At 42.1% G+C, this 18,195-nt stretch carries 19 protein-coding genes; 8 read left to right on the top strand and 11 right to left on the bottom strand.

What is annotated here, in order from left to right; translation table 11 throughout:
* The 6 genes from FSB76_RS30810 to FSB76_RS30785 all read right to left on the bottom strand — a co-directional run bounded on the left by FSB76_RS30810 (window position 1) and on the right by FSB76_RS30785 (window position 6,391).
* Window positions 1–1,509, bottom strand: a complete 1,509-nt coding sequence (locus FSB76_RS30810; protein WP_147060398.1) for a TSUP family transporter — start codon at window positions 1,507–1,509, stop codon at window positions 1–3.
* Window positions 1,487–2,263, bottom strand: a complete 777-nt coding sequence (gene cobA / locus FSB76_RS30805; protein WP_147060396.1) for a uroporphyrinogen-III C-methyltransferase — start codon at window positions 2,261–2,263, stop codon at window positions 1,487–1,489. The genes FSB76_RS30810 and cobA overlap by 23 nt, the downstream gene beginning before the upstream one ends.
* Window positions 2,263–4,353: a HEPN domain-containing protein gene (locus FSB76_RS30800; protein WP_147060394.1), complete on the bottom strand. Its 2,091-nt coding sequence runs from the start codon at window positions 4,351–4,353 to the stop codon at window positions 2,263–2,265. Before FSB76_RS30800 ends, cobA begins: the two co-directional genes overlap by 1 nt.
* Before the next feature lie 233 nt (window positions 4,354–4,586).
* The gene (locus FSB76_RS30795; RefSeq protein WP_090647684.1) at window positions 4,587–5,021 is read right to left on the bottom strand and encodes an RrF2 family transcriptional regulator; all 435 of its coding nucleotides are present in this window, start codon (window positions 5,019–5,021) and stop codon (window positions 4,587–4,589) included.
* Window positions 5,022–5,277: 256 nt separating this feature from the next.
* Window positions 5,278–5,556: a SelT/SelW/SelH family protein gene (locus FSB76_RS30790; RefSeq protein WP_147060392.1), complete on the bottom strand. Its 279-nt coding sequence runs from the start codon at window positions 5,554–5,556 to the stop codon at window positions 5,278–5,280.
* On the bottom strand, window positions 5,534–6,391 hold the full coding sequence (locus tag FSB76_RS30785; RefSeq protein ID WP_147060390.1) for an MOSC domain-containing protein: 858 nt from the start codon (window positions 6,389–6,391) through the stop codon (window positions 5,534–5,536). The genes FSB76_RS30790 and FSB76_RS30785 overlap by 23 nt, the downstream gene beginning before the upstream one ends.
* Before the next feature lie 190 nt (window positions 6,392–6,581).
* Here FSB76_RS30785 and FSB76_RS30780 point away from each other — a divergent pair, with 190 nt between their 5' ends.
* The 7 genes from FSB76_RS30780 (at window position 6,582) to FSB76_RS30750 (ending at window position 13,246) form a co-directional block, all read left to right on the top strand.
* On the top strand, window positions 6,582–8,291 hold the full coding sequence (locus FSB76_RS30780) for a GMC oxidoreductase (RefSeq protein ID WP_147060388.1): 1,710 nt from the start codon (window positions 6,582–6,584) through the stop codon (window positions 8,289–8,291).
* A gap of 134 nt (window positions 8,292–8,425) precedes the next feature.
* Complete coding sequence (locus FSB76_RS30775) at window positions 8,426–8,902, top strand: GAF domain-containing protein (protein WP_147060386.1); 477 nt, start codon at window positions 8,426–8,428, stop codon at window positions 8,900–8,902.
* The gene (locus FSB76_RS30770) at window positions 8,902–9,552 is read left to right on the top strand and encodes an alpha/beta hydrolase (protein WP_147060384.1); all 651 of its coding nucleotides are present in this window, start codon (window positions 8,902–8,904) and stop codon (window positions 9,550–9,552) included. The genes FSB76_RS30775 and FSB76_RS30770 overlap by 1 nt, the downstream gene beginning before the upstream one ends.
* The gene (locus FSB76_RS30765) at window positions 9,549–10,151 is read left to right on the top strand and encodes a DNA-3-methyladenine glycosylase (RefSeq protein WP_147060382.1); all 603 of its coding nucleotides are present in this window, start codon (window positions 9,549–9,551) and stop codon (window positions 10,149–10,151) included. The genes FSB76_RS30770 and FSB76_RS30765 overlap by 4 nt, the downstream gene beginning before the upstream one ends.
* 35 nt (window positions 10,152–10,186) lie before the next feature.
* Complete coding sequence (kynU, locus tag FSB76_RS30760; RefSeq protein ID WP_147060380.1) at window positions 10,187–11,473, top strand: kynureninase; 1,287 nt, start codon at window positions 10,187–10,189, stop codon at window positions 11,471–11,473.
* A 9-nt stretch (window positions 11,474–11,482) separates the two neighbouring features.
* Complete coding sequence (locus tag FSB76_RS30755) at window positions 11,483–12,337, top strand: bestrophin family protein (protein ID WP_147060378.1); 855 nt, start codon at window positions 11,483–11,485, stop codon at window positions 12,335–12,337.
* Between the two features lie 6 nt (window positions 12,338–12,343).
* Window positions 12,344–13,246 carry a histone deacetylase family protein gene (locus FSB76_RS30750; protein ID WP_147060376.1) on the top strand — a complete coding sequence of 301 codons (903 nt, stop codon included), beginning with the start codon at window positions 12,344–12,346 and terminating at the stop codon, window positions 13,244–13,246.
* Here FSB76_RS30750 and FSB76_RS30745 read toward each other — a convergent pair.
* The 4 genes from FSB76_RS30745 to FSB76_RS30730 are packed head-to-tail and all read right to left on the bottom strand — an operon-like array spanning window position 13,243 to window position 16,267.
* The gene (locus tag FSB76_RS30745; RefSeq protein ID WP_147060374.1) at window positions 13,243–14,622 is read right to left on the bottom strand and encodes an MATE family efflux transporter; all 1,380 of its coding nucleotides are present in this window, start codon (window positions 14,620–14,622) and stop codon (window positions 13,243–13,245) included. The genes FSB76_RS30750 and FSB76_RS30745 overlap by 4 nt on opposite strands.
* 51 nt (window positions 14,623–14,673) lie before the next feature.
* Window positions 14,674–15,297 carry an AlbA family DNA-binding domain-containing protein gene (locus tag FSB76_RS30740; protein ID WP_147060372.1) on the bottom strand — a complete coding sequence of 208 codons (624 nt, stop codon included), beginning with the start codon at window positions 15,295–15,297 and terminating at the stop codon, window positions 14,674–14,676.
* Window positions 15,298–15,322: 25 nt separating this feature from the next.
* A complete protein-coding gene (locus FSB76_RS30735) occupies window positions 15,323–15,781 on the bottom strand; it encodes a GNAT family N-acetyltransferase (RefSeq protein WP_147060370.1) in 459 nt (152 codons plus the stop codon).
* Between the two features lie 9 nt (window positions 15,782–15,790).
* Entirely contained in the window at window positions 15,791–16,267 is a 477-nt protein-coding gene (locus FSB76_RS30730; protein ID WP_147060368.1) for a DUF4442 domain-containing protein, read from the bottom strand.
* A 206-nt stretch (window positions 16,268–16,473) separates the two neighbouring features.
* Between FSB76_RS30730 and FSB76_RS30725 the strand changes: the two genes are divergently transcribed.
* Window positions 16,474–16,671, top strand: a complete 198-nt coding sequence (locus FSB76_RS30725) for a hypothetical protein (RefSeq protein ID WP_147060366.1) — start codon at window positions 16,474–16,476, stop codon at window positions 16,669–16,671.
* Between the two features lie 280 nt (window positions 16,672–16,951).
* On the opposite strand, the gene FSB76_RS30720 is transcribed toward FSB76_RS30725, so the two are convergent.
* Window positions 16,952–18,193 carry a tetratricopeptide repeat protein gene (locus tag FSB76_RS30720; protein ID WP_147060364.1) on the bottom strand — a complete coding sequence of 414 codons (1,242 nt, stop codon included), beginning with the start codon at window positions 18,191–18,193 and terminating at the stop codon, window positions 16,952–16,954.
* Window positions 18,194–18,195: the final 2 nt, after the last annotated feature.

Here is an 18,195-nt window from a genome sequence, read left to right as displayed (position 1 = left end):
TCAGATAAACTTTGTAATAAAGGCAACAATTGATTTAATGCTTACTAAAATCACGATGATACCTACAGATACCATGATGGTTTTGGTAGAAATTTTATTAGAAATTTTTGCTGCGATGGGTGATGCCAAAGCGCTCCCGAGTACCAGGCCGGCTACAGCCTGCCAATGATCGCTGCTTACCATGGCAATGAAGGTGATTGACCCCGCTATGGCCACAAAAAAACGGGATAATTTTACAGTGCCTAAGCAAAATATAGGGCTGCGGCCACCGGCTATGAGTGTTGATAACACGATTGAACCCCAGCCGCCACCGCCAACAGCATCAATAAAACCGCCGCCTAAACCAAGCAATGATATGCGTTTTACTTTATCGGCCGATTTCTTTTTCTTGATATTGAATGCTTTGGAAAGTATTACAACGCCTAATATCAAAGTATATACCGATACGACGGGTTTGGTATACATGCTGTAATGTTCAAGGGACGATAGGATAGATGCCCCAATAACTGCCCCTGCAATGCCCGGTAACACCAATAACCAAAATAACTTCCAGTTGATATTGCCCATACGGTAATGCATCCATCCGGCAATACCACAACTCATTATTTCGGACAAGTGAACACCCATACTTGCAGACGCGGGAGGAATTCCCATAGAAAGGGAGAATGTGGTTGACGTAACACCATATGACATGCCAATGGCGCCATCAATCATAGCGAATACAAACCCTGCACCTAAAAAGTAATAAAACTGCGGACTTACACCTTCTACAAATGTTTTAAAAGCAGGCTCTTTGAAGTATAAAGCAGTAATAACAATGGCTAACGAAACAATAATGGTTGACCAGATAAGCCAGATGAAATTTTTGATCACCACCGATCTTGGCTTAACCAATACCGCTGTTACACTATTCAGTTGTTTAACTTTATCAGCAAAATCGCCGCTTAAAGTGTTCCGTAGCTCGCTCATTTGCTGCAGTGTGGTATCCAGTTCATCGGGCAGGCTTTCGTTTAACACTTCTTTCAAGCGTTTGGCTACCGTGGGCGATTTGCCATTGGTTGATATGGCCAGTTTCAAATCGCCTTTTTTTACTATCGAACCTAAATAAAAATCGCAAAGTTCGGGCTTATCGGCCACGTTAATGAGCAGCTTGCGGTCATGTGCCGATTGACGCACATATTTGTTAAGCTCGCCATCATTGGTAGCTGCAATTACCACCTCGGCAGTATCCAGGTCGTTATCGGTGAACGATTTCTGAACAATGCTTAACCCTTCATGCCGTGCGGCAAGTTCATGAATCTCTGGCAAAAACGTTTTTGATATCACAGTTACCCTCGCCAGCTGGCTGTTGTTAAGGATGGCCGTTAGCTTCTCAAGCCCCACGTTGCCGCCGCCCACCAATACCGTATGCAGGTTATTTAGCTTCAAAAACACCGGGAACAACTGGTTGCCGCCAATCTCCTCGTGCTCAATTTGCGTTAAACTATTATCCTTTGGCAACAACGTCATAAATTTCTTTAGTCAACTGGTATTTAGGGTGCAATGAAACCACCTCGCCCAACACTATAATAGCTGGCGAGCCGATACTATTTTCCGTTACTGCATCAACTATGGTCTCAACAGTAGCAACAACCACTTTTTCATCCGCAGTTGTGCCGGCTTGAATTACCGCCACGGGCAGCTTGCTTTTTCCTTCGCTTTTGAATATTTCGGCAATAACAGCCAACTTATTGATCCCCATAAGCACAACAATCGTTGCCCTGCTTTTGGCGGCATCATATAAATCGGGCGATACTTTTCCGTTCGATATAGTTCCGGTAATCACCCAAAAGCTCTCGCTTAAGCCACGGTGCGTTACCGGTATGTTTTGTAACTCCGCTACTGCTATCGAACTGGAGATGCCAGGGATAACCGAAGCCTGGATATTGTGCGAGGAGGCGAAATCCAATTCTTCAAAGCCACGGCCAAATACAAAGGGGTCGCCACCTTTCAATCTTACCACGTGCCCGTAATTGGTAGCATAATCAACCATTAGCTGGTTCACAGCTTCCTGCGAGTAGGTATGATCGCCGGAACGTTTACCTACATATACTTTTACGGCAGCCTCAGGCGCATAGCACAACAATTCTTCGTTTACTAAAGCATCGTATAAAACAACATCAGCTGTTTTTAATGCTTTAATAGCTTTAACGGTAATCAGGTCGGCATCGCCGGGGCCTGCACCTACTAAAGTTATTTGTGGTTGTTTAGGGTTAGCCGTCATTATTGCACCAGTGCCTCTCTTTGTGCTTTGCTTTTTCCTAAAAATTCTTCGGCCTGGGCTAAATATGCAGCAGCAAATTCGGCCGAAGGCTCGTTTTGGTTTATTTGCAATACCAGGTCGTTAAACGATCCCTGCAAATCAAATTCACCGGTTGCAACATATTGTGCATCAAATTCTTTAATAATGCCAGCCTGTGTACTGCTGTTGGTACCTTTATCAAGCAATAAAGCTTTTGCCGAACTGATAAACACGTTGTATGAATGATAAATAGCATCAGACCAGTCACCCTGGGTAAATGAACCATTTGCCCAGCCCATTTTTTCTTCCGATTCAAACAAGAGGGTAGCAACCAGGTCAATTACCACACCGGCACACTCGCCCACGCCAATAGCAGATACATAGGTTTTCTGGTGGCCCCAGTCTACAAATTCATCGTCGGTAAGGGTGGTTAAATCGGCAAGCGGTTTCAGCATGCGGTAAAAATAATCTTTACCCTGGCGGTCATAATATTCAAGAAAAATTTCTCCTTCGGGCGAAAACTCTTTGTAATCGTCAAGGATCTTTCTCAATACGTCGGTCGCACGTTTTGATGGTACTTTAACTATTCTTTCTGCAACCCGGCCTACGCCGTCACCAACAGTACCGCCGCCAAGCATCACCTGTACCGATGGTAATACTTTTGTACCAGCTTTAAGTGAACTGCCGTGGAACCCGATGTGCGCCAAACCATGCTGGCCACAGGAGTTCATACAACCACTTATCTTTATTTTAATCTCGCGGTTAAAAATAAACTCTTCATATTCGTTAAAAATTAAATCTTCCAGCACACGCGCCATAGTCATGCTGTTACTGATGCCCAGGTTACAGGTATCAGTACCAGGGCAGGTAGTTACATCGGCTACGGTGTCAAAACCGGGCGCGGCAAGTTCCAGTTTAGCCAAACCTTCATATAAAGCAGGCAACGCTTCTTTACTAACAAATTTTAACAGTAAACCCTGGTTTTGTGTAATCCGGATTTCATTGGCTACTAAGGGCTCTAAAACTTTTACCAGCGCACGGGCAGTATCAGACGGAATATCACCTACCGGTACTTTAATATATACGCCGTAAAAACCTTTTTGCTTTTGCTCAAAAACGTTGGTAACCAGCCACTGCTCATAACGGAATGGGTTGCTTATTTCTACAGCAGGGTATTCGGCTGTTGCTGGCAGCGCTGGCAATGCAATGGAATCGCGGTTAACAGGGTAGCTTTTTACTTTGATAGCAGTTCTTTCAATTTTGGCCAGGCGCAAAACTTCTTCCAATCCAATCTTCTGGATCAGGTACTTCATCCGGGCTTTATTACGGTTGTTACGCTCGCCATAGCGGTCAAACACGCGAATAATTGCTTCGATATAAGGGATTAGCTGATCTTCGGGTAAAAACTCTTCAACTATACTGGCCAATATAGGCTGTGCGCCTAAGCCACCGCCCAAAAGTATTTTGAAGCCACGTTCGCCGTTGGCATTTATTTTAGGTATGGCGCCAATATCATGAATGTATGAAAAAGCGGTGTCGGCTTCACTTGATGAAAACGAGATTTTAAATTTACGGCCCATCTCCTGGCAAATAGGGTTACGCAAAAAGTACTCGAAAGTAGCATGCGCATAAGGCGAAACGTCAAATGGCTCCAACGGATCGATGCCGGCAGTAGGAGAGGCGGTAACATTCCGTACAGTATTGCCGCAGGCTTCACGCAGGGTAATATCATCCTGTTCCAGTTTGGCCCAAAGTTCGGGCGTACGATCCAGGCTTACATAGTGAATCTGGATGTCCTGGCGGGTGGTAAGGTGCAAATTACGGCTTCCGTACTCGTCAGAGATATCGGCAATTTTAAGCAGTTGCTTAAAGGTTACCTTACCAAATGGCAGCTTAATACGCACCATTTGTACACCTGGCTGGCGCTGGCCATATACACCACGGGCAAGGCGCAGGCTCCTGAATTTTTCGTCGTGTATTTTACCTTCACGAAAAGCCCTGATCTTTTTTTCCAGGTCAATAATATCCTGCTCTACTATTGGGTTCTCCAGTTCTGTTCTGAAGCTTTGCATAAGCTATTTTTTTAATCAATTATAAAAAAGCCCCTTTGGCTTTGGCTAAAGAGGCGTATGTGGGTAATACAAATTATAGCCGTGTTCTGTCGCCTGTTAAACAGCAGTACATATGGATATAAGTGTGTATATTAATAGGGCTCATTATGTTTTATATCACAAATATATACATAGTATAGGGAAATGGTAGAATTTAATTGAAAAAACTGTTATTTGACAGTTTTATGATAACGTTAAACGTTGATAAGCGTCTGCTCCCGGGTAATAATATCTGCGATGCTGGTCTCGCTCAGGATTTTTAGTGTGGCATCCCGCACATCAACAAACACATCGCGGATACCACAGGTAGTTTCCTGGTGGCACTCGTCGCATTTGTGGTAAAAGTTCAGGCTGGCGCAGGGTACCATAGCTATAGGGCCATCGGTAATACGCATAATGCTAACCAGGAAAATCTCTTTCGGATCGCGGTTTAAGCTGTAACCGCCGCCAGCTCCTTTTTTACTATAAAGGAAACCGGCATTACGCAGATCGAGCAGGATTTGCTCCAGGAATTTTTTGGGAATTCGTTCTGCCTCGGCGATTCTCGAAATTTGCATAGGCGGCTGATCCATGTTTTTACCCAGGATCACCAATGCCTTAATAGCGTACTTAGTTTTTTTAGAAAGCATTTTTTTAAATAAAAACTCACAAAGTTAAACAATATTAAATAAAATAATCCACTAAAACTATAGAGTACAACGATACTATATTATTTACCTTTTAAATTATAATAAAATTGACTTTCCCTTGAAAACTTACAAAATCAATGTGCCTGACGATAATAAAAACAGGGGGGGAGAAGGCGAACTATTTGCTTTCTGATGAACAAAAGCAATTGATTTAACTACATAATTTCAATAAAATCTTTTATCTATTGACCGATTTTTATTTTTTATCGGAATGGCCAAGATTTTTTTCGGGATTAACACGGTCGCGTACCAATTGCTTAAGTTCCTTAATTTCCGGGAAACGTGACTCTTTTTTTCTATCAAAGATTATATCTTCATCAATAAAAACCGAATATCTTCCGCTAATTTCACTTGGATGCAGTGTTACGCCATAAATATCATCGGTAAATGTGGTAAGCAATTCCTGCGCCATATAGGCTGCCCGCATCATCCAGCCGCATTTGGGGCAATATTCAATAGTAACGGTTGGTTTCATTATTAATTCTTTTTTCTACAATAAATCTGTCTTCATTGTGCGTACTTAACACATCAAGGGTATCACCAACAGTAAGAAATCCTTCGCCCTGGTGTACCAGGTTTTGTCCAAAAAGTATCTTTTTATCTTTGGATCGATACCTGGCAAGCGTTTTTAGCGGCTCCTTAGCTTTTGCACCGGTTTGCTGATCGATAGTTGTCATCACACAGCGGGCGCAAAGTTTAGCGCCGTAAAAACTGATGCCGGCAATAGTAATGTGGTTCATCAAGTCCTCTTCAAATGCCTCGCCGCCCGTAAAAACGATATTAGGACGGAACCTATTCATTGGCAAAGCGTCACCCAGCCGGCTATTCAGGTCATCAAGTGACGCCTGGCCTATCAGTAAAAAAGGGTACGCGTCTGCAAAAGAGGTGATCATGCCGGGTTGTGCATAACGCTGATCAACCTTGCGCTCGGTGTCATCGGGCATAAAAATTAACCGGCATCTTGTGCCTAAAACATTGCTAAACCAATCATCAATGCTATGGCTAACATACACACCGGCGGTAATATCGTCCCAGATTGCTACCTCGTGTAAAGTAGCGGCATCAAATTCAAAAGGCACTTTTATCGAACCATATGAATGATGGCTGACCAATAAACCGTCGGTTTCAACAGCTACTTTAATTAAAGCCATCTGGGAGTGTTCGCGCTGCGTAAGGAAATGGTTTTGTTCGTCAACCAGCATCCAGCGCCTGTCATATTTAAACCCACGGGAAGTAACCTCGGCCGAAGTTAACGGAATGCCGCCGAGCGATTTTATAGGATATATGTAAAGCTGGCTGATTTGAAGCATATAAGATTATAGTGATATGGTAAAAGTAGAAAATTTTGATCTGAATGCGAAGGGGCATTAAAGCACGGATACCCAATTGTGCCGGTATAAAAAATATTTCAATCGATTGCTTTAGTTAATATTAATTGATAATATTGTTTTATCCAATTGAGAAACCATTACCTAATTTACTCATAACCAATTCGAGATTATGCCATTAAACAATGTAAGCGGCAGCGCCAAAGCCGGAAATACTTATGACGCTATTGTTGTAGGATCGGGCATCAGCGGTGGCTGGGCGGCTAAAGAACTAACAGGCAGGGGCTTAAAAACCATTATGCTTGAACGCGGCAGGAACTTTGAGCACATTAAAGATTATAAAACAGCGGCCAAAGATCCGTGGGACTTTGAGCACCGCGGTTCTGTAACCCAGGAGCAGCGCAAGGCACGGCCGGTAATTTCACGTAACTGGGGCGCCCAGGAACCTATTATGGATTATTGGGTAAATGAGCAGGAAGCGCCTTATCATGAGGTTAAACCATTTAACTGGTGGCGATCATACCAATTGGGCGGTCGCTCTATTTTATGGGGGCGCCAAAGCTATCGCTGGAGCGATTTTGATTTTGAAGCTAACGCAAAAGATGGTTGGGCAATTGACTGGCCCATCCGTTATAAAGACCTGGCACCCTGGTATGATCATGTTGAAAAATTTGCCGGTATAAGTGGGTCATTAGAAGGATTGCCTCACTTACCTGACGGACATTTTTTACCACCAATGGATATGAATTGGGTAGAAAAGGATGTAGCTGCGCGAATTAAAAAGAATTACAACAATACAAGGCATATGATCATAGGCCGTGTTGCCAACCTTACGGCCGCTATACCCGGCCGTACACAATGCCAGTTCAGAAACAGGTGTTGGGAGGGGTGTCCGTTTGGAGGATATTTCAGTACGCAGTCGTCTACCTTACCGGCCGCTTTGGCTACCGGTAATTTAACGGTAAGGCCGTACAGCATTGTTACCCGGATTTTATACGATAAAGACACGCAGAAAGCAAAAGGGGTAGAAGTTTTGGATGCCGAAACCAACAAAACTTATGAATATTACGCCAAGGTTGTATTTGTTAACGCTTCTGCCTTAAACAGTGCATGGGTATTAATGAATTCGGCAACAGATATCTGGCCGGGCGGTCTGGGCAGCAGTAGCGGCGAACTTGGCCACAATATTATGGATCATCATTATAATTTAGGTGCATCGGGCACGGTTGAAGGGTTTGAGGATAAATATTATTACGGCAGGCGTGCCAATGGTATTTATGTTGTGCGATTTGCCAATTTATTTGGCGATAAGCGCGATTACCTGCGCGGCTTTGGCTACCAGGGCGCAGCCAGCCGTACCGGCTGGAGCCGTGAGATTGCCGAGATGAATATTGGCGCGCAATACAAAGATGCCATAACCGAACCTGGTGACTGGCAAATAGGTATAAACGGGTTTGGCGAACTGCTGCCTTACCACGACAACAAAATTACGCTTGATAAAACCCGCAAAGACAAATGGGGGCTGCCAATATTATCTATGGACGCCGTGATCAGGGAAAATGAAATGAAGATGCGCGTAGATATAGTTAAAGAAGCTAAAGCAATGCTGGAAAGTGCCGGAGTAAAAAACGTCCAAACGCATGACCGGGGCCACAATATAGGCGATGGCATTCACGAAATGGGCACCGCCCGGATGGGGCGCGATCCTAAAACATCGGTACTGAACGAGCACAACCAGGTTTGGGATGCCAAAAACGTTTTTGTTACCGATGGTGCCGCCATGACATCGTCGGCGTGCCAAAATCCGTCCTTAACTTATATGGCGCTAACTGCCAGGGCCGCAAATTTTGCGGCGGATGAGTTGAAGAAAGGGAATATTTAATTAATTTGAGGATTTGAAAATTTGAAGATGGGTGTTTAGTATCAGTATTGCCGGTGCTTTTTTGCATTTTAAATAATATGCAAAATTGACTTTTGGACTAAAATACTTGCTGCCAAATTATCCATCTTTGTGTTATGGCAGAGGACTTAAACATAACCACATCAACCGATAAAACCGAACAATATACTACACTTGTTCCCCAGATAGCGGCTTTGCTTGATGGCGAAACCGATTTAGTGGCCAACCTGGCCAACATTAGCGCTGCCTTAAAAGAGCAGTTTAAATGGTTTTGGGTAGGTTTTTACATGGTAAAAAACGAGGAACTTGTTTTAGGCCCTTTCCAGGGGCCTGTGGCGTGCACCCGCATAAAGCTGGGCAAAGGTGTTTGCGGCGCGGCTTGGGAGCAGGCCAAAACTTTAGTGGTGCCGGATGTTGAGGAATTTCCTGGTCATATTGCATGTAGTTCGCTTTCCCGGTCGGAGATTGTAGTACCTGTATTTCAAAATAATATAGTAGTTGGTGTATTGGATGTTGATAGCGAATTACTTGATCAGTTTGATGAAACCGACGCTTTGTTCCTGGAGCAAATAGTTAAGCTGATTAAATTTTAATGGGCAGGATATACATTATCCCGGGCCTTGGTGCCGATACCCGGATTTATAAGAATATCGACCTACACGACCATGAGGTTATACACATAAACTGGATAGAGCCAAGTAAAAATGATACTTTAGCTATATACGCTCAAAAGCTTATTTATCAATACAATATCAAGCCTGGCTCGGTAGTAATAGGCAATTCACTGGGAGGGATGCTCGCTGTAGAAATTGCGAAGATAGTGCCCATGGAAAAGGTGATCCTGATATCCAGTATCAAAACCAGCGGCGAGGCTCCGGGTTATTTTAGCTTTTTCAGAAATGTGCCGGTTCAAAAACTCATTTCGGGTAAATTGATGACTTCGATGGGCTCTATGATCAGACCGTTGTTCGGAAGGATGGCTAAGGCCGACGCCACGGTATTCATGGAGATGTTGAAAGGTACTTCACCGGTGTTTATCGAGTGGGCGATGAGTGCTATTTTAGCATGGAAAAATGATATTATCCCAGCAAACATTTACCACATTACCGGCGATAAAGATTTGATTTTTGATTACAAAAAAATAAAAGATGCCACCATTGTAAAAGGTGGTACGCACATTATGATTTTTGACAAAGCAACAGAAATAAACAAATTATTAGAACCAATCCTCCATCAGCAATGAAATTAAACGAGGATTATTATTTAGGAAATGATGTAGTTTCCATCAGTAAAAGCCTGCTTGGCAAGTACTTATTTACCTGTATTGATGGTGTAACAACCGGAGGTTATATTGTTGAAACAGAAGCTTATAATGGAATTATTGATAAGGCATCTCACTCGTATGGTAACCGGGTAACCCCTCGTACCAAAACCATGTTTATGCAAGGTGGTATAGCATACGTTTATCTGTGCTATGGCATTCATGAAATGTTTAATATAGTTACTTCTGTTGAAGGTACACCCCATGCTATACTTATCCGTGCAGTAAACCCTACGGATGGCATTGAGGCTATGCAGGTTAGGCGCAATATGCCCATGTTTAAGCCCACTATTACAGCGGGGCCGGGTTCGGTGGCTAAGGCATTAGGTATCTCCCGCAATATCAACGCGATAAGCTTGCAAAGCGATACCATTTGGATAGAGGACCGCGGTCTTAATTTAACAGATGAGCAAATTGCAATTGGCCCCCGGATTGGTGTAAGTTATGCCGGCGAAGATGCTTTTTTACCTTATCGGTTTTATGTAAAAGGCAATAAATACGTGAGTAAACCCAATAAATAACCCGGTTTAAAATGCCTTTTTTGTAATATTGGGCGATGAATTACCAGAATAGCTTAGCATTTGCAATTGAACAAGACGAACTTGATTCGCTGAAAAGGTTCAGAGATCGTTTTTTGATCCCGAAACATAAGGGAGAGGATGCCATTTATCTTTGTGGTAATTCTCTTGGCCTGCAGCCAAAATCTGCTGCTCAATATATCGCCGATCAAATGGCAAACTGGCAAAATCTCGCGGTTGAAGGATGGTTCCAGGGAAGTGATTCCTGGCTGGAGTATCACAAACCCCTTACCAGGTCGATAGCAAACATAGTAGGTGCCAGTGAGAATGAAGTTGCTGTTATGAATTCGCTTACAGTGAATCTTCATTTATTAATGATAAGTTTCTATAAACCAGATAGTAAAAGATTTAAAATCATTATGGAAGGCGGCGCTTTCCCGTCAGATCAGTACGCCATGGAAAGCCAGGTTAAGTTTCATGGCCTTGATCCGAAAGATGCCATCATCGAGATTTTTCCGCGTGAAGGCGAAGTAACATTACGTACCGAAGATATCTTAAATTGCATCAATGAGCACGGTGATGAATTAGCTTTAGTAATGTTTAGTGGAATAAACTATTACACCGGCCAGTTTTTCGATTTACCGGCAATAGCTAAAGCCGCACACGATGCAGGGGCCTATGCCGGTTTCGATTTGGCGCACGCTGCCGGTAATGTACCTTTGAAATTACACGAGTGGGGCGCCGATTTCGCCTGCTGGTGCTCTTACAAGTATATGAACTCGGGCCCTGGTGGAATCAGTGGAATATTCGTACACGAAAAACACTTTACAGATAAGGCAATGAACCGCCTTGCGGGCTGGTGGGGCTATCGCGCCGATAGACGTTTTTTAATGACTCCGGGGTTTGATCCTGCTGTTGGTGCCGAAGGCTGGCAGGTGAGCACAAGCCCGATAATTCTCCTGGCTTTATTTAAGGCCTCTATGGCGATTTTTGATACCGTAGGCGATATTGATATCCTTCGCAAAAAAAGCGTTGCGCTAACGGGTTATTTGGAGTTTTTGACCGGCGAGATTAATAAAGATCGGGGTGACAATGTTTTTAACATTATCACCCCGGCAAACGAAGCTGATCGCGGTTGCCAGTTATCGATAGTTTGCAGCCGGAACGCTAAAAAGATTTTCAATTACCTGGCCGAAAATGGTGTAATTGGCGATTGGCGCGAACCTGATGTGATTCGCTTAAGCCCTGTTCCATTATACAATTCTTTCCAGGACGTTTATCATACAGCAAAACACCTGGCAAATGCCATAGAAGCTGTAAAGTAAATTATCAATATGGTTTATTACAATCCCAAAGAGTGGTTCTCTTTTATTTTTAAACTCAATAAAGCCGACACCCTGCGCGAGCTTCTGCCGTTGATTATTGCCGTTAGTGCCTATGCGGGTGCAGTAATTTATTTACTGATAGACTTTTGGCATTTACCAGACAGCAGCCTGCTCAAAAAAGTAAGTTTTGTACACCAAACCGTAGGGTTTGTATTGTCGTTACTGCTGGCCTTCCGGATAAATTCGGCGTATGACCGTTGGTGGGAAGGCAGGAAAGTATGGGGTAGCTTAACCAATAGCAGCCGTAACCTGGCTATAAAACTAAAATTCCTGATTGGCGAAGAGGAATGGGCATTTTTCAACTACCTAATCCCGTTATATGCAAGAGTGTTACGAAATCACCTGCGGGATATTTATATACCAGAAGAACAGGCCTTTGTTGTTATCGATGCAGAAAAACATGTGCCCAACCAGGTGGCATCAGCTATTATCGGCCGTGTTTACGGGCTTAACAAACAAGGAATTATAAACCCGGAGCAATTGTTTAGTGTAACTGCCGAAATAACTTCATTTACAGATATTTGTGGTGCTTGTGAAAGGATCAGGAAAACCCCGATACCGTTTTCATATAACGTTTTCATCAAGAAGTTTATCTTTACTTACATCATGACGCTTCCATTTACATGGGCGTTTGAGATGAAATATCTTGCGATCCCAATTATTGGTTTTGTACTATTTGTTTTTGCCAGCATCGAGCTACTGGCCGAGGAAATTGAAGATCCGTTTGGATACGATGCCAACGATCTACCCCTGGATAATATATGCGAGAATATCCAGAAACACGTAGGGGAGATCCTGGGTTAAAATAATATGTTTAAGGTAGCCTACGACCCGATATACGCCCATCCGCTGCCCGAAGGGCATCGTTTCCCAATGCTGAAGTATGAACTTATTCCTGCGCAGTTATTACATGAAGGGCTTGTTAAGCCCGACGATATTTTCTCGCCCGGAGTGCTGGCCGAAGATATTGTACTTACAACCCACGATAAAGACTACTGGCGGCAACTTCGCGATTTAACGCTTCCATTAAAAGAGCAGCGGCGAATAGGTTTTCCTTTATCAGCACGGTTGGTGGAACGGGAATTACGAATCGCTAAAGGAACTATTGACGGTTGTCTGTCAGCATTAACTAACCGGATTGCATTTAACGTAGCTGGCGGTACACATCATGCCGGTACAAACTGGGGTGAAGGCTTTTGCATGTTGAATGATCAGGCTATTGCTGCTAATTATTTGTTACATAGTAATTTATCTAAATCTATCTTAATTATTGATTTAGATGTTCACCAGGGAAATGGCACGGCTCAAATATTTGAAAATGAACCGCGTATATTTACATTTTCGATGCATGGTGATAAAAACTTCCCGTTCAGAAAAGAAACTTCTGATCTTGATATTCCGTTAGCCGACGGAGTTGGAGATGAAGAGTACCTGGACATTTTATGTAAAACATTGCCAAAGTTAATCAGCCAACAAAAACCAGATTTTGTGTTTTACCTATCGGGCGTGGACGTTTTGAGTACCGATAAACTGGGTAAACTATCCCTTAGTAAAGAAGCCTGCAGAGAACGCGACAGATTTGTATTTGAGCAATGTATCAACAATAACGTGCCGGTACAGGTAAGCATGGGAGGGGGGTACTCACCACAAATCAGGGATATTGTAGATGCACATTGCAATACTTTTAAAGCAGCTATTGACTTGTATTTTTAATCTTTTGCAAATATCGGTACCGTTGTATCTCTATGACGTTTGCTAATCAGGTTGAACCTCCAGAAAAGCAGCACAGAGGCAATAGCCAAACCCAACACAAGGCCATACCAAACACCATAAACGCCCATTTTTAATTTGATGCCAAGCAAGTAACCAATTGGCAAACCACCCACCCAATAAGCCAGAAAGGTGATAAATGTTGGGATATTTACATCGCCCATTCCGCGCAATACACCCAAACCAACAACCTGCGTTCCATCAAAAAGTTGAAAAAAAGCAGCTATGATAAGCAGTTGTGAGGCGATAATGATAACGTCTTTGTCGGAGGTTATGATCCATGGTAAATAATTTCGACCAACAGCGAAAATAACTGCCGTTATTCCCATCAATATCAATACGATATGATAATTAGATATAGCTGCAAGTCGCAGGTTTTTGTGATCACTGACACCAAAATAGTTGCCCGATTTTATCGCGGCAGCGGCCGATACGCCTGTGGCCATCATATATGTAGCCGAGGCCAGGTTAAGCGCAACCAAATGTGCAGCTTGCTGGTTTACACCGATGGTACCTATTAAAATAGATGCGCCGCCAAATGCGCTAACCTCAAAAATATACTGCAGGGCAACCGGAGCACCAATTTTCAAGATTTGCAGTCCACGCAATCGGTCGATGTTTTTGATGGCAAAACTCTTTAAATAACCTTTAAATATGGGGGATTTGAATACATAAAAGGACATTACAACTGCCATAACACAACGATCAATCAGTGTGCTGTAACCAACTCCTTTTATCCCCATAGGATGAATACCGAACAGGCCTTTAACAAATATAATCCCAAGGCAGATATTGATCACATTGCCCCAAATAGATATTTTCATAGCCTGTTTGGTAAAGCCCAAACCCTCGGCAAACTGTTTAAAGGTGTTAAAAATAAGCAGCGGAATAATTGACAGACTTAACAGGAAGAGATAAGGCGTGGCCGCTTTTACAACTGATGGTGCCTGCCCGAGATGCCCAATTAACGGCAACGTACCGAAATATATAGCCGAAAACAAGGCAATGCCGGTCAGGAGGTTTAACATTAAACTATTTGAAAGCAATAAACCACATTCCTTGAAATCCTTGCGCGCATTATTTTGAGCGATGAGCGGGGTTAAGCCATACGATATGCCCATGCCCACAACAAGAGGTATCATAAACAGGCTGTTTACCAACGAAACTGCGGCCAATGATACTTTATTTGTAAAATGACCAATGATGATTGAGTCTGATATCTGAACCATAATATGGCCAAGCTGCGATATCATTACCGGAATAGCCAGCTTTAAACTCTCGCTATAAAATGGACGGTATTTATGGTATATGGCTTTCATTACTTATTTGCAGGGGTGCAAAAGTAGTGATTGAAGCCGACAAAGAACGAACTAACAAGCTGTATAATATTCCTCTTTTTCGGTTGTATTAATCCGGATGAGTCCAGAAAGTATCAGATCAACCAAAATACGTTGGGTGCGTCGTCGCCCCATTTTTAGTAGTTCACTGCACTCTTTTATTGTGATCCGGTTAGATTTTTCCAGGTGATTGAGAAGCGTTTTTTCATTCTCCGAATATTCTATTAATACTCCCTGCTCGCTTGATGACCTTTTAAGCACTTCCAGTACAATTTTACTGGCTAATACACTTTTATCTTTTACTCTTACATAAGCCCACCATTTTCCATCGTCGGCAAGAGCGTAGTGGGGTTTAAGGTCACTGGGTGGAGTATCTACTACCAATACCAGTTTGTCGTCAACATACACTTCTTCAAAAGTAGGCTCCAACGCTGGTCTGATAAACATGTGGGCAGCCCTGGTAATCATGTAGCGCTCTTCGTCCTCAGATTTTACCCCTTTAATACTTCCGTCATCGGCAACGCCAATTAATAGCTTACCACCTTTATTATTGGCGAATGACACCATTGTTCTGGCTATCTTTTCGCAGCTGGTAATTGTCTTTTTAAAATCGAGTTTAACTCCCTCGCCCTCAAAAATCAGTTTTTTAATATTCATTATGCGTCCCGCTTCCTTAAACTAATTACTGAGGCTTTATATATGGTGCAAATATTTCCATCCATCTTTCCGGCTTGCTTATTTTCGAAAAGCCAAACTGCTCGTATAGGCCATGAGCATCGGCTGTAGCCAACGACCAGCGACGCAATCCTTGCAAATCAGGATCGTTAACTATAGTTTGCATCAGCCATTTTGAGAGGTTCAATCTTCTGAACTCGGGTAAAATAAACACATCACACAGATATGCGAAAGTTGCTTTATCCGTAACCACCCTTGCAAAACCAGCGAAAGTACCTTTTTTATAGACGCCAAAGCACATGGAGTTTTCTATCGCTTTTTCAACCGTTGTTCGTGAAATGCCCTGGGCCCAGTAAGAATCATCGTTTAAATAGTTGTATATAACATCAATAGGCAATAAATGCTTATCTGTTGATATAATAAAACCATTGTCAGTAAAACGAGAATCATCAATAAAAGTAGTCATCGGTTAAAATTATAAATTCTGATCGATAAAATCCAGGTTACGTACATAAACCTCATTCATTAATGAAACACATATTTCACCGTCTTTATCATATATGTCAATAGGATGATGCCCCGTATATTTCCCAACTTTCTTCAATATATCCTCTGCTTCGGCGATTTCAGCATCGCCCAACATGACTTTAAAATGCAGATCGGTTGAAGCTGGTTTCAAATATTTTACAGTTGCTGATTTTGACCAAACCTTTAAACGGTATCCTTTTTTTGTAAACAATTGATAAAATAACAATGGGTAAAACGGATCGGCAGCGGCAAAAAGCGTCCCCCCAAAAATTGAATTGTTGTAATTATTGTTTAAAAAGCTTTTTTTGATTTTTACTTCAACTCCTTTATAACCCTCATAAAAACTTACCACCCAAATACGTTGCAAAAGGAGGGGAGGGTACAAACGCATTGCCCACTTTAGTACTCGTTCCGATACAACCATAGAAGTTAAATATCAGGATTTTTTATTCAAAAAACAACGTTAGCCGGTACTCCAATTGTAAACTTTATGATAAAAAACATTGTACTGTGCGAGTTTATTAAACGGATTTGATGTTTAACACAATATTCAAATTAACAGAAACAATTTATCAGCAAGCTGGTTAGTACTGTAATAATTTAACGGTAAACAATCTAAAACGCATAACTATGAAAAAGCAAATTTTAAGTTTCGTACTTGTCGCGGCAATGGCTGGTACTATTGTAACCGGCTGTAGCTCTGAAAAAAAAGCAGGCGGTTCTGATACAACTAAAATGGATTCTGCCTCGACAACAACACCACCACCAGCAGCAACTGATACTGCAAAAAAGGATACTGTGAAAAAAGATACCGCCAAAAAGATGTAATTTTCTATTGGCTAAAATGCAAAATGCCCGGGTTTAGAAACTACGGGCATTTTGCATTTTAGGTTTTTTTTTAATTTCCTCAATGAATCGCGACAATCGCTGCTATCAGACCAATTTTAATCTCAAGTACAACATTTGTTAATCAAATGTTGTTGATAATTTGGAATATGTTAAACAATCAGAATTGGGCAATCTGGATTATTTACAAACTATTACATAATTAACATTATGTTAAATTGAAATATCAAAAAGAAAGGCTTTTTAAGCCTTCCCTTCTTAGTTATTTAATTGCGTCTAATTGAGCTTTGATTTTTGTCGCGTTAGCATCATCTTTTACGCCCAGGTAATAAGTGCGTAAGTTTGTTAATGCATCAACAGATTTTGGATTCAAATCTGCAGCTTTTAGCAAATACGGTTTTGCTGCTTCAAATTGCGCTTTTGCTTTTGCAATAGCGGCATCGTATTCTTTTTGTTTGTTAGCTGGCAGTTTATTAGCGGCGTTGTAATCATCAATAGCCGGGTTGATTATAACGTAACCTAAATTTAAGTTAGCTTCAAAATAGTTTGGATCTATTTCTAACGCCTTTTTGTACATTTCCGCGGCTTTGTTATAATTCTCAACTTTGCTTGCCTGTAATTTAGCTTTTGTGGCAGCGTCTTTTGCTTTGGCTTGATCTCTGCCCAATGCCTCGGCTGTTTGCGAATATGTTAAACCAGCATAGTAATACAGCGTTTTGTTTTTAGGATCGGCAGCTAAAGCAGTTTGGATTTTTTCCAATACTTCTTTTTCTTTACCGGTTTGCAGGCTTATTTCTATTTCTCTCTTGCGTAACTCTGCGTTGTTGGGAAATTTTGCAACACCTTCTGTAACTGCCTTAAGTGCGTTTGCGGTATCTGCATTTAACAAATAAACAGACGACAGATCAAGATATACGCCTTGAACTTTTGAAAACTTAGTAGTCACCAGTTTTGTATAATTTGATATCGCCGCAGGATAGTTTTTTGAATTTGCCGCAGATAACCCGGTGTAATAAATTGCATTGGTATCTTCAGGTAATATGGTGCGGTAATAATCAAATGATTTATAAGCCAAGTCATATTTACCGCTTCCGTATTCGGCAACACCTTTTGTAAGTTGATATTGGGCTAAATTCAGGTTGCCGGTTTCTATCAATTGCTTATTCTCGCCTTTAGTATCCAGTTCCTTAGCTTTTTTCAACGCTTCTTCTGCAGCTGTAAATAACGGTAATGAGGTAGCAGCCACCGTATCCTGGTTAGCATAGGTTGAATAAATTGCACCTTTTAATGCGTAGGTAAGCGGCAACGTTGCTGTTTTTTCATTGGCAGCAGCCTTGTCAATTGATGTGCGGGCAGTAGTTAAACTTGCTTTGGCTAAAGGTGTGCCCCTTAAACCTTCATACTTTTCATATTCTGATTTGGCAGTGTTCAATTCGCCTTTTTGTGCAAACGTTGTTGCTGAAACTAAGCCCAAAAGGCCAGCCATCAAAAGTTTGATTTTCATGT

Origin of the sequence: Mucilaginibacter ginsenosidivorax (assembly GCF_007971525.1) — a bacterium.
Lineage (GTDB): Bacteria > Bacteroidota > Bacteroidia > Sphingobacteriales > Sphingobacteriaceae > Mucilaginibacter > Mucilaginibacter ginsenosidivorax.
The sequence above is the reverse complement of the archived record's forward strand: the minus strand, read 5'-3'. Positions and strand labels throughout refer to the sequence as shown.